Consider the following 11,704-nt stretch of genomic DNA (forward strand, 5'->3'; position numbering starts at 1 on the left):
CTTAATGTGTTGGCACTTTGACTTTGACTCGGCATAGTTTGAACGGTAGACCCGACGTTTGGCCAATAATCCATAAATAGAGCCACCCTCACAGTGAAATTGCTTGGCTTCTAAACTATCCAAAGCTTGTTTGCGAAGCTCTAAATTTGGAATCTGCTGTGCTTGAGCTTTCCAGTAGTTTAACTCGCTCCAAACAGCCGGAAGAACTTTGAAGTAGGTGTCTGACATCAAAGCCCAGGGAGAAACTGGAATACTCATAATTTGGATTTTTACAATGCTTGAGAACACAAGCGCGATCGCTATCACTCTAGACAAGGGCAAATGGGGCAACCTCTCCATCAGGGAATAGCTGAGGCGTTTTGGGCTTTGTCAACAGAGAGATGAGCAACCAAAAGCTAGCTTTAGCGATTTGCAAATGTCAGCATTTCTGGATTACTTTAAACAATGCTAAAACCAATGCTAGAGATAGGTGCTAGAAACGGTTTATCCTTTAACCATCAATACTGAACTATCGTTACAAATTCCTCAAAATGTCCTGCTTTGGGTAGGTTGAGCAATCATTCAGAAGGTCTATTGTTGGACATGCCGCAGGGTTGAGACTGTCAATCTCAGCAAAACTTTTTTTAGAGTTTCAAGTATTTCTGAACCTGCTGCTTGATTTTTTAGAAGTTAGCAGTATCTCTGACTAATTCAATAACATTTCCAATAGCATTAACATGATTAGCCAGTTAGAGCATCTGGAAGGGCGATTGCTATCTCGTCCAAATCGGCCCACAAAATCTGCTGCGATCGGACTTCATCTACTAAGACTAGATGGTCAACGAGATGGGTTTCGTTATATGCCCAAGCGCTACCAGTCCAGTCGTCCAGCCCCGCTCATATTGATGCTACATGGGGCCGGGGGAGATGCTGAAGATGGATTAAATCTATTACAACCTTGGGCAGATGACTTGGGCATTATCCTGCTGTCTGTCGATTCTCGCGATCGCACCTGGGATGTGATTGTTAGCCAGTATGGTTCTGATATTACTTTTATTGATCAAGCCTTGACGCAAACCTTTTGCTGTTGTGAGATCGATCCTGCTTGCCTTGCGATCGCGGGATTTTCTGATGGTGCTTCTTATGCGCTCTCGGTCGGTATCACAAATGGCAATCTATTTACTCACGTCATTGCTTTCTCACCAGGGTTTGTCGCGCCCGCTACCCAAGAAGGGCAGCCTCGTTTATTTGTCTCGCATGGCACTCAAGACCCAGTGTTACCGATCGATGGCTGTAGTCGAAGAATTGTGCCTCAGCTACAACAGGCTGGCTACGAAGTGCGCTATCAAGAGTTTGACGGGTCACACACCGTGCCAACTGCGATCGCTCACGAGGCAGTTAGTTGGTTTATGGGTAGTGGCCAGAAAGCATAAGCTTGCTCTGATGGACATGACGCTTTTCTTGATAGAACACCCTAGTAGAACACAAGTAAGCCGCAGAAATCAGTTCAGCGATCGCCAAATCGTTACTCTAGCTATTGCCACATTTCTTGCTCAGAGCTAAATCTGGTAGAGCGATCGGCGATCGAATTACACAAGGTGAGTCCTCTTTGAGCGTTTAAGGAGATTTCCTTTAATAAATTTACCCGGCTGTCTCCATTGAGAGTTCTGAAAGTCAAAGTCCCCCAGAATTGGGGGATTTAGGGGGCTTCCCAAGGTTGGTAACTTCTTTGCTAGAAATCTCCTAACATCAGTGAGGTTGTCTACTGGTTAAATGCTGTTTGTTTGATAAGGTGCTCTCGACGGTACAAGAAAAACGGGAGAGCGCAAGAAAGTCCGATGCCAAAGGTTAATGCAACATACAGGACGATCCACAATCGAGAGGCTCCTAATCGGTTCAGTTCAAGCCACGCAAAGCAGAAAAACGCAGCAATTGAAATAAGCAAATCACTTGCTACAGCGGCAGCAACGTTGTTTTCAAAGCCTCTTTGCAAAAACAGAGTTGGCGACAACAAGACCGTCGGATCTTGAAGTAGCCAAACCCAGGGCGCGATAGTTCCTATGATCGTCAGGAGCAAATACAAGGCTTTCAGAGAGTTGAATGCGTTGGTTGTCGAAACATCTGTTGACTTCAGCATGGTTTTGTGGTGAGTAAGTAGTGTATTTTCAGCGCTCTAAATGACGTGAATTCGATAAAGTTTTTCGCTGCGGTTGTTAATCCAGTCAGTCCTCTAAATCCCCACCAGTGAGGGACTTTGAACTAGAATGCTTGTCTGAAAGTATCCCAGAATTGAGGGGTTGGGGGCAAAAGCGCCAAGCAACGAAACGAAAAGCCTTCATCGAATTCATGTTAAATGAAGTCTCGATTTGTGAATGCGATCGGCACTGGCGATGGTCGTTATTGACTCAGGCTTGCAGACTGCGCTTGCTCTTTTTGGTAAAGCACCCATTCTTCACCGACCGCCTTCGCAATGCTTGCCCGTTTCAACAACCGCTGATGGTAAGCGTAAACTGCACTCCACTGCGCCAACTCAATGCTGCATGGCTTAACCCAGTTGAGTACCGTTACTAAGTAGGCATCGGCAACCGTGAAGCGATCGAGCAAAAAGTCATGGGCAGAGAGGTGGTCTTGCAGGTATCCGAGACGCAGCAAAACTTTCTCGCGGGCATACTCTTTTACAGGCTGCGGTGCCTGGGAGTCAAGTAAGGGAACAAAGACGGCTTTATGCAGTTCGGTGCTGATAAAATTGAGCCATTGCTGCAACTGAAACCGCTCTAGTTCTTTAGTCGGCGCGAGTGCAGTAGAGAAGCGGTCAGCTACATATTGCAGGATTGCAGGATTTTCGGTCAAGATGATGCCTTCATCGGTGTGCAGTACGGGCACCTGACCCATCGGGGTAACCTTAAAAAAGTCTGAACCATCGGCAAGACGCTTTGCCTTCAAGTCAACATAGGTGTATTGAGCTTTTGTACCAGACTCATACAAGGCAATCCGGGTAGCGAGTGAGCAGGCAAGCGGGGCAAAGTACAGGTTCATCATCAAATCCTTTAGAAAGTTGAATGCGTTTGAGTTCGATCGTGCCAAAGCGGGATAATAAAAACAATTACCTGTCAAGTAATCGCCACCCAATCCAACATTCCGCCATGCAGCAACGTTCTACTATCTCCCTCCAACCTGATTCCTTTGGATTGCTTCTCAAGCAATGGCGCAACCAGCGCAGCTTTAGTCAGCTTGATTTAGCCGTGACCAGTCAAGTTTCCCAACGTCACATCAGTTTTCTGGAATCAGGACGAGCCAAACCGAGTCGAGAGATGGTGCTGCAATTGGCAACTGTTCTAGAAGTTCCGCTTAGACAGCAAAATCTGATGTTGAGCGCAGCAGGATTTGCCCCCATTCACGCCGAAACTGATCTGTCGGCTCCTGAAATGACCTCGGTTCGCAAAGCGCTTCATTTTATGCTGCGGCAGCAAGAACCGTATCCCGCATTCGTGATCGATCGCTATTGGAATCTGCTCTTGGGCAATAACGCTGCGACTCGACTTCTCGCTATTTTTGTCGATCCAACAGACTTCCAACAACGTTTTTATCGAGATGGAAAACTCAATTTGATGCAAGTCATGTTCGACCCACAAGGTTTACGTCCATTTATCGCAAACTGGGAGGAAATCGCAGAACATTTGCTGCAACGGCTACATCGAGAAGCGCTTGCAGAAGGAGAAAATGTGCAGTCTAATCAATTACTCAACGAACTGATGAACTATCCAAATGTTCCTGAGATTTGGCAGACCTCAAATTCCTCAGTCCAAAATACGTTACTGCTGACGACTCATTTCCAGCGAGATGATTTGGAGTGGAAGTTTTTCTCGACGATCGCCACTTTGGGCACCCCCTATGACATTACGCTTCAGGAACTGCGGATTGAATGTTTGTTTCCTGCGGATGAGATGACTGAGCAAAATTGGGCACGGAGTGGAGATTGCTAACGATAGCTGTAGTATTTGGATTGTGGGAATTTGGTGGTTAGTAGGTTAGTGGTTAGTTGTAAATTAATGGCTAAGAACTAATAACTACTGAACACCCCTTCTGAGTGGGGTCTACAAAGTACCCGAAAGGGTAATCCATGCTCTCCGTAGCGATGCACCTTGGATGTGATGTAATCCTCACTACTATTCATTCGGAGCATTCATCATGCAGGTTAGCAACACGTCTTCCCCCTCTAAAAGCATTTTCCAAAGCGTCACATTCTGGGGAGCCGTCCTCACTGCGATCGCATCCATCTCGCCCGTGATTGCCAAGAATGTCGAAACGTATCAGAACACAGGCAGAATTGATCCCAACGGCATCTCTCAAATTGTCGTTGTGTTAGCGACTACCGGAGTGACAATACTGGGACGAATTAGTGTTACCGAAACGGTTTACACGCCAAACGGACTACCGGGAGCAGATAAGCCCCAGGATGAGTAATGTTCGAGGTTCGTTCGAGATTCTTGATCGCTAGGATCGCGAATTAAATAAGATCGTTTATTGCCGAGCGATTTCGCCCCCTAAATCCCCCATTCTGGGGGACTTTGAGAAAGAAGAAATTCTAGAATTTAAGGCAGTTTCGCGGTTCAAAGTCCCCCAAATTTGGGGGATTTAGGGGGCTGAAGCCGAATTAAACGAAGCGAAACCGCGAGAATTATAGGTTGTTTAATTCACAATCCTAAGAATGCATAATTTGGCGATACCGAGCTTCAATCAGTGAGTAAATGCTATAGGCAATCAGCCCTAGTGCAACGATTCCTAAAATCCAAGGGCCAAAGGGTTGTCGGGCTAAAACGGCTAAAGCTTCTCCTAACCCTTTCACTTCACTTGCATCTGAATACAACGCCGCCAGTATTACAAATAAACCAATAATGCTAAACACAACGCCACGCGATGCAATACCAAACTGTCCGAGGCGTTTTGCCCAAGTGCGCTCCATTAAGTTCATTTGGTGTAGCTTGAAATGTCGCTGAAACTTGGCCGTATAGGCCTGGTAAAAATAAGAAGCTCCAACACCCAGCACAATTAGACCTGCTAGACCAACAAGCCATTGTCCAAACGGTTGTGCAAGCACGAGTGCTGTCCAGTCTTGAGAAGCTTGTCCACCAGTGCCGCCAGTGCCTAAAATTAGCTTCACCGCCGTAATCGCTAGACCAGAGTAAGTGATGGCGCTAATCAAACACCCAAGTCGTTGCACAATCCGCTTTGAACTGTTTTTTTGACCTAAACCTTCTGGATCGAGAACTGCTTGAGTAAACCGCCAAAGTACATATCCCACAATGCCGATCGCGACTAAACTCAGCAACAACTTACCAAAGGGTTGAGTCACAATTTCTTGCAGTGCGCCGTTAGTATCCGTTGTTTGTCCTCCGGTTCCCACGGCCACTTGAGCCGCCAATAAGCCCACTACAAAGTACACAGTTCCTTTGGCCGCATATCCAAGCCGAGCTAGCTTCTCAAAGGTAGGATGGGAAGCCGCTTGCTGCATGGGTTGTCTTATTTCTGGAGGCAGATCATGTTGAGTCATCAGTCTTTAAGAAGATTGTTAGACATAGGATGACGGTTTCGACGAGGTTAGTCATCTCCCCAAGTAGAGAAATTAGGAACGATCGCACAACTTTCTTTAATGCAGAGGTTTAAACTCACAAGCAAGGAATTTAGATGACTGCTAACAGCCTGACTAATACAACGTCAGTTCGATGAGAGTGACTCGCTTCGTTTCACTCGGCTTCAGCCCCCTAAATCCCCCAAAAATGGGGGACTTTGAACGAGAGATCTTATCCAAAAGTCCCCCAGAATTGGGGAGTTGGGGGGCTGAAGTGCTGAACAACGGAGCGGAAAACTCCATCGAATTCACGTTAATACAACGCTGGGAACTATCAGTCCTTTCAGTTTTATCGCTTCATACAGTTTGAACGTTTAAGATAGCGCGTTGACCAGCGCAGCGACAGTTTGGATCAGGGATACGGGATCGATCGGTTTTGCCAAGTGTCGATCGAAGCCCGATTCTAATGCTTGTTGCTGGTCATCCTCAGTGGCGTAGGCTGTCAGCGCGATCACGGGCGTGGTGAGATTTAAGTCCTGGCGAATCTGCTGTAGTAATTCGTAGCCATTCAATTCAGGCATTCCCACGTCGCTGACGATCACATCTGGGTTAGCTTGATTTAACTGTTTTAGCGCGTCTTGAGCCGACGATGCAGAGATTACGACCGCGCCTGCTTGCTCCAACACAAAGGCCACAATCTCCCGCGAATCTTGCATATCGTCCACGACCAAAACGCGAACTCCGCTCAAATTCACATCTTGACGGTCGATCGCAGGGGCAGGCTGGATCAATGGTTGACGTGCGATCGGCAATTGTACGGTGAAGGTAGACCCTTGTCCGACTCCGGGACTCGCGGCTGTCACCGTCCCGCCATGCAGTTCTACTAATTGCTGCACGATCGACAGTCCTAATCCCAATCCGCCAAATTTGCGCGTCGTGCTGTTGTCTTCTTGCTGAAACGCCTTAAATAGATGAGGCAAAAACTCTGGAGCAATGCCTTTGCCGCTATCAATGACTTGCAGTTGTGCTTGAGAATCCCTTTGATCAAGCTGCACAGTGATGCGTCCGCCTTCCGGTGTGAATTTCACCGCATTCGAGAGCAAATTCCAGACGATCTGCTGCAAGCGCCCCGCATCGCCCATGATCGTACCGCCATCCATCGCCAGTACCGCTTCTAGGTGAATTGATTTTGCCTCGACTGCAAGCTGAATTGTTTCTAGCGCGTTGGTCACAATCACCGCCAAATCGACTGGCCCAACCGTCAAAGTCAGTTTGTTTCGGAGAATGCGCGACACATCGAGCAAATCATCGATCAGTTGGGCCTGTTGTTGAGCATTTCGCTCGATCGTCCCCAAGGCTTCTGCGGCTCGATCGGGGCTGAGTCTGCCGCTTCTTAACAGCTTTGACCAGCCCAAAATGGGATTGAGCGGGGTTCTCAGTTCGTGAGACACGACGGCGAGAAATTCATCTTTGATGCGGTTGGCTTGTTCTGCCGATTGACGGGCGGCTTGTTCTTGCTCGATCAGGCGCGATCGCTCTGCTTCATGTTGCTTTTGGGTGTCAATATCGGTACAAGTGCCAAACCATTTCACAACGTGCCCCTGTTCATTTCTAAACGGCACGCCCTGACCCAAAAACCAGCGATAAGTGCCATCAAAGCGGCGAAACCGATACTCAATTTCGTAAAAGTCACCGCTCGTCACGGCTGCCAGCCAGCGATCGCGGGTGCGATTTCGATCATCAGGATGAATAATTTCTAGCCAATCTAAGTTTAATAGCTGAGATTCGCTCAAGCCTACAAAGTCGCAAAACTGCTGATTGACATACTCGTTTTCTCCAGTTGACGTAGTTACCCAGACCAGTTGAGGAATCGCGTCTGCCAGCGCCCGATAGCGAGCTTCACTTTCGCGCAAATTGGTTTGAATGCGAACCCGATCGGTGACATCCAGCACCAATGACAAGATCGAAATCAAGTTTCCTGAGCGATCGACCAGCGCTGAGTTATACCATTCGCAATGCACGACTTTTCCCAATCGGGTGTAGTTGCGATTGTGCACAACAACTTGCTGACGGCTCCCATTCACCAACGCCCCGGTTTCGTTTTTTACCCGGTCTAAATCTGCCGAATGGATAAACCGCCAATCGTCAAATCCACGCCCGATCGCTTGCTCTGCCCGCCAACCAAAAATCCGTTCGGCTTCACCTGACCAGCGACTCACTCGAAAGTTGTGATCCCATTCGATCACAGCCAGCGGTGAATTTTCGATGTGGAAAGTTAGGCGTTGGAGGGCGTTGTTGAGGGCAGTTTCGGTCTGTCGCAGTTCTGTGTTTTGGGCGTTTAACTCTTCTTCAGCCACCTGCACTTCTTCTAAAGCAACTTCTAGCTCTTCGTTCAGGGTCGATAGCTCAGTGTTGCGAAGCGCTAACTGTACGTTTGCGGCGGTTAGCTCGGTTGCGGCCCGTTCTTGTGCTGCTTGAAGTTGTAGACGGGTGCGAATGTCGCGGCTAATCGAAGCAATGCCTGTGGGCGCTCCAGTGGTTGGGTCTTTGATCAAAAACACATGGTAATCGACCGGAACGGCTGCCCCTGTCTGAAAGTGGCGAAAGCGAAAGTCTCCTTTCCAATAGCCCTCGCGCATCAAAATCGGAAAAATTTCTGCTTGGACATAAGCTTGATCTTCAGGCAAGAAATAATCGATCACCGCCGTTTGGGTCACGCGATCGTCGTCTAGCCCCACTAATTTGCGGCCCGCCTGATTGACAAAAATTGCCTGACCGTCCAGGGTTGCGTAGCCGATAAAATCAGAACTCGTATCCAGAATCGTTAATAGTCGAGTGGCTTCGGGTTGGACAGGGGTTGTGAAGGCTAGCGAAGTGGGAGCAGATAAGGGGGTAATCGTGACCGTGACCGCATAAGGGCTAGTTTCCTCACGCCGAAACAACGGTTGGGCATCAATTTTGATCCAGACCAGATTGCCATCCGGTTTAAAGAACCCCATTTCGACATTCAAACATGGCTCTGCGGTTTGGAGGGCTATCATCGCGGGATGATTTTCACCCGGAAACGGCGCTCCGTCTGGATGAATGGTTTGCCAGGGTGAGTTGGTAGATGAAGCATCTTGTAGTTGGTCGATCGTCATGCCCAAGATCTGCTGGGCCGCAACGTTACAAGCCGCGATCGAGCCATCCGCTAGTTGTAGTACGATTCCGGTTTCTCCATGCATCGGGATCAGGGAGTTGAGAGGGTCGTCGTTCTGCGTTGTTGAAGTCATCCTGAATCGTACTTCGTTTTCCATATCCGTGTGGTTAACCGATCTTAAAAAGTGCAACGCCTGCTGATCATGGAGGAAATAATGATTTAGCAGTCCGCGATCGTCGCAGTACATCTCATTTTCGATTCGGTCAACGCCTCTCGCAGTGGTTTGACGCAGTGCAAGTGGTTCGGCTCGATCGCTTGCCCACCGATCATCAAGGGGACGATCGCAATCAAGGCAGGAAATTACCCTTGCATCAAATCCTAGTCAAAAACGCAGTTTCCGCACAAGTGCATAGGCGTTTGAAGAATACCGTTAAACAGTTGTGTAGATTCTGGGAAGTGACGCAGCGTGCAAGGTTATCGTGATCTTCTTATTTCAGCACAAAGTGTAATGAGTTGGCTGACGTGAACTGATCAAAATACTCAGAAATTTGGGAAGCATCTATGTCCTGAGATAGATTGACTCTTTTTGAGTTCTCCCAGAGATAAAGTGGCAGCGAAACTCTTCAAACGGAAGGCAAATCGGGAGTTGTATCTGTAACTATACAAAATTCGGTATCTTTCAGTTCTCATTCCTAAGAGAGCGATCCAATGTTAAAAACTTTAGTCAAATGAATTCTATAACTTCTCTTCATTCAAGAGTTTAATAAAGTTGCGTTTGTTTTTGTAGGTGCTGCGGAGATGTTCTTGGTATTGGTCAAACTGCGATCGTAGGTGCAATTTAAGCATTAGCGATCGTGCCTTTTTTAGGAATCCTACCGCTTCAGCATAGGCGTTATTGTTGGTTTGTTGAATCAGCGGTTCAATTTCATTCATGTAGATCGAAAGCGAATCTTCGGGGTGATCGGGTTCGCGTTGGTTGGCCAATTGTATCCATAGAGCTTTGGAGCATCCGCCTGCTTTTGCTTCTTGCCATGCTGATTCGGTGTCGCCTTCCCAAAGAAAAATTTCAACGAGTAGAGAATGATCGCGGTGGCCGTGAAACAGCATTCCTGTTTTTTGGCGTTTAGATTCCTCAATGCGTTGTTGAATCTGTTTCAGCGCTCGTTCTCGCCACTTTGGCCATTGATGGTTACGGTCTGCTTCTGTTTTGAGCGTTTGATAGGTGATTAGCGCAGGACGTTCGGTAAAAGAAGCCCACACGATAGTCATTGCGTCATCAAATCTACCTCGCTGCTGATATTGCTGAATCACAAACTGGCGGAGACGAGAATCGGGGCGATCTGGGAAGGCTTTTAACCCATCTTCTGCCCACTGGAGGGCGCGATCGGACTGTCCATCTTGTTGATAGAGTTCGGCAATTTCAAAATAGTGATAACCACTAGAAAGATCCCGGCGTTTGATAGCGACGATCGCTTCTATATCGCCCGTTTGTTCTGCCAGTGATTCCATCATTCGAGTCAGTCGCCACCGTTTAGAACTCAAGCTAGTGCGTTGTTGGTTGGCGGTGAGCGTAGGAATTTCTTGCCATGCGGCTTCTGCCAGTTGTTGATAACGCGCTAACCCTGGCTCACCTAAGATATCTTGATAGGTATCGACTGCGTTGTAAAAAGTATCGTAATCAGTCCCCAACTCAAACTCAAAGAGGCGTTCTGCAAGCGCGATCGGATCAGGTTTTGCGATTTCACAAGCGCGATAGTGCAAGTCCTGGATCTCTTCTAAAACTGCGCCGCCATCTCCATTTGAGTCATCCATATGGCTCACGGCATCTTCGAGTAATGGAATCGCATATTCACACAGTTCCATTACGGTTTGGGCATGACCATCATCAAGTAGAGCCGCGATCGAGTCCAGCACTTTTTCAATTTTACGGGCATAGCTTCTAGTTTCGCCATATTCGAGGTAGCCTCTGATCACAATGGCATTCTGTAAGGCACGTTGAAAAGTTTTGACATCAACACCTTTGGGCTGAGTGGCAGCGACCTTCATCAACAATTGTTCTCGCCAGTCGGAATCTTTGAGGGCACGATCGACAATTAGTTTGACTAAACTCGCTTGATCTTGTTGTTCTAAATAGCGTTGTACATCCTGCAATGTGGTGACTGAACTTGATTTCTTTTTGCCTTTCTGAGCCGTGGGAGGACTCCCTAACCAGGCCAAACCAACCGCAACACAGTGTTTGCAAAACCAGCCATCCACACCGACCGGACAATCGCACTGATAGCCCAATTCATTATCTTCTTCGAGCCAAAATTCGACTTGGTAAGTTTCACTCCCTTCGACTTCGGCGACAATTGAGCTGCCCTGCTCGACAACGGAATGAACATGCCCTTGACGAAAATAAGCCTCACCTCGCTGATAAGAGCCACCGTCAGCAAGTTGTTTGATGCGGGCTGCTGTGAGAATGTTGGAGAAAGAAGACATTGCAGGTGCCTCGATCGCGTTGCCACTAGGATAGAACGATCGGGCGTTTTCGGCTAGATCAAATCGGAAGCCATGTAGCATCAGGCTGTAAACTTTCTGAAGTAAAACACGAGGACATCAATTCGATCAATTTCTTTGCTTGCCGATCCAGGTTACTCTTTATACCAAATCAACAGTTGCTTACCACCAATCCTTGCTCCCTAAATGCCACAACCATAGGGAACTTCGACCAATTGATCTGTTGTAGCCTATTGTCAATTTGGTATTAAATCTTCCATCAACAGAAAGCTTCACAGAGCCAAGCTTCTTATCCGAGAGTCCCCTAGAATTGGTAGGGTTGACTCATTCTGATTGGAGAGAAGTCGGTGAGACGTAAAGGCTTGCTCCACCCCCATCTCTGGCCCTTCTCCCATCAAGTGAGAAGGGAGAAAATCAACTTTCTGCTCCCCTCGCGCTCATGCTACCGTGTATACATAAGTCAATTGATCTGTACTTGCCGTAATCCTTCGCCCCCTAAATCCCCCAAATTTGGGGGA

At 47.7% G+C, this 11,704-nt stretch carries 10 protein-coding genes; 3 read left to right on the plus strand and 7 right to left on the minus strand.

From position 1 onward, the window contains the following. Positions 1-306 (minus strand): DUF2600 family protein (locus tag ACJ2PR_RS32915; RefSeq protein WP_446880212.1); only part of this gene is annotated, 306 nt, incomplete at its 3' end. 410 nt (positions 307-716) lie between these two features. Between ACJ2PR_RS32915 and ACJ2PR_RS32920 the strand changes: the two genes are divergently transcribed. After that, complete coding sequence (locus ACJ2PR_RS32920) at positions 717-1,412, plus strand: alpha/beta hydrolase (RefSeq protein ID WP_446880204.1); 696 nt, start codon at positions 717-719, stop codon at positions 1,410-1,412. Positions 1,413-1,741: 329 nt separating this feature from the next. Here the strand turns inward: ACJ2PR_RS32920 and ACJ2PR_RS32925 are convergent, their stop codons facing one another. Continuing rightward, positions 1,742-2,116 (minus strand): DUF2834 domain-containing protein, encoded by a 375-nt coding sequence (locus ACJ2PR_RS32925; protein ID WP_446858373.1) that lies wholly within the window; start codon positions 2,114-2,116, stop codon positions 1,742-1,744. A gap of 260 nt (positions 2,117-2,376) precedes the next feature. Further along, positions 2,377-3,018: a glutathione binding-like protein gene (locus tag ACJ2PR_RS32930; RefSeq protein ID WP_446880205.1), complete on the minus strand. Its 642-nt coding sequence runs from the start codon at positions 3,016-3,018 to the stop codon at positions 2,377-2,379. Positions 3,019-3,122: 104 nt separating this feature from the next. On the opposite strand from ACJ2PR_RS32930, the gene ACJ2PR_RS32935 reads away from it, so the two are divergent. Together ACJ2PR_RS32935 and ACJ2PR_RS32940 are read left to right on the plus strand one after the other, a co-directional pair. Next, positions 3,123-3,962, plus strand: a complete 840-nt coding sequence (locus tag ACJ2PR_RS32935) for a helix-turn-helix domain-containing protein (protein ID WP_446880206.1) — start codon at positions 3,123-3,125, stop codon at positions 3,960-3,962. 205 nt (positions 3,963-4,167) lie between these two features. Then, positions 4,168-4,443: a hypothetical protein gene (locus ACJ2PR_RS32940; RefSeq protein ID WP_446858370.1), complete on the plus strand. Its 276-nt coding sequence runs from the start codon at positions 4,168-4,170 to the stop codon at positions 4,441-4,443. A 238-nt stretch (positions 4,444-4,681) separates the two neighbouring features. Here ACJ2PR_RS32940 and ACJ2PR_RS32945 read toward each other — a convergent pair whose 3' ends face one another. The 4 genes from ACJ2PR_RS32945 to ACJ2PR_RS32960 all read right to left on the minus strand — a co-directional run bounded on the left by ACJ2PR_RS32945 (position 4,682) and on the right by ACJ2PR_RS32960 (position 11,249). Continuing rightward, complete coding sequence (locus ACJ2PR_RS32945; protein ID WP_446880207.1) at positions 4,682-5,530, minus strand: DUF1206 domain-containing protein; 849 nt, start codon at positions 5,528-5,530, stop codon at positions 4,682-4,684. Positions 5,531-5,922: 392 nt separating this feature from the next. After that, on the minus strand, positions 5,923-8,820 hold the full coding sequence (locus ACJ2PR_RS32950) for a PAS domain S-box protein (RefSeq protein ID WP_446880209.1): 2,898 nt from the start codon (positions 8,818-8,820) through the stop codon (positions 5,923-5,925). A gap of 86 nt (positions 8,821-8,906) precedes the next feature. Next, positions 8,907-9,038, minus strand: a complete 132-nt coding sequence (locus tag ACJ2PR_RS32955) for a hypothetical protein (RefSeq protein WP_446880210.1) — start codon at positions 9,036-9,038, stop codon at positions 8,907-8,909. Between the two features lie 384 nt (positions 9,039-9,422). Continuing rightward, entirely contained in the window at positions 9,423-11,249 is a 1,827-nt protein-coding gene (locus ACJ2PR_RS32960) for an SWIM zinc finger family protein (RefSeq protein WP_446880211.1), read from the minus strand. Positions 11,250-11,704 lie beyond the last annotated feature (455 nt).

It is taken from the genome of Phormidesmis sp. 146-33, assembly GCF_052939515.1.

Coding starts and splice junctions, on each gene's coding strand:
- ACJ2PR_RS32945 (WP_446880207.1), bottom strand. CDS start 5,530: ATGACTCAACATGATCTGCCTCCAGAAATAAGACAACCCATGCAGCAA.
- ACJ2PR_RS32950 (WP_446880209.1), bottom strand. CDS start 8,820: ATGACTTCAACAACGCAGAACGACGACCCTCTCAACTCCCTGATCCCG.
- ACJ2PR_RS32925 (WP_446858373.1), bottom strand. CDS start 2,116: ATGCTGAAGTCAACAGATGTTTCGACAACCAACGCATTCAACTCTCTG.
- ACJ2PR_RS32940 (WP_446858370.1), top strand. CDS start 4,168: ATGCAGGTTAGCAACACGTCTTCCCCCTCTAAAAGCATTTTCCAAAGC.
- ACJ2PR_RS32935 (WP_446880206.1), top strand. CDS start 3,123: ATGCAGCAACGTTCTACTATCTCCCTCCAACCTGATTCCTTTGGATTG.
- ACJ2PR_RS32960 (WP_446880211.1), bottom strand. CDS start 11,249: ATGCTACATGGCTTCCGATTTGATCTAGCCGAAAACGCCCGATCGTTC.
- ACJ2PR_RS32920 (WP_446880204.1), top strand. CDS start 717: ATGATTAGCCAGTTAGAGCATCTGGAAGGGCGATTGCTATCTCGTCCA.
- ACJ2PR_RS32930 (WP_446880205.1), bottom strand. CDS start 3,018: ATGATGAACCTGTACTTTGCCCCGCTTGCCTGCTCACTCGCTACCCGG.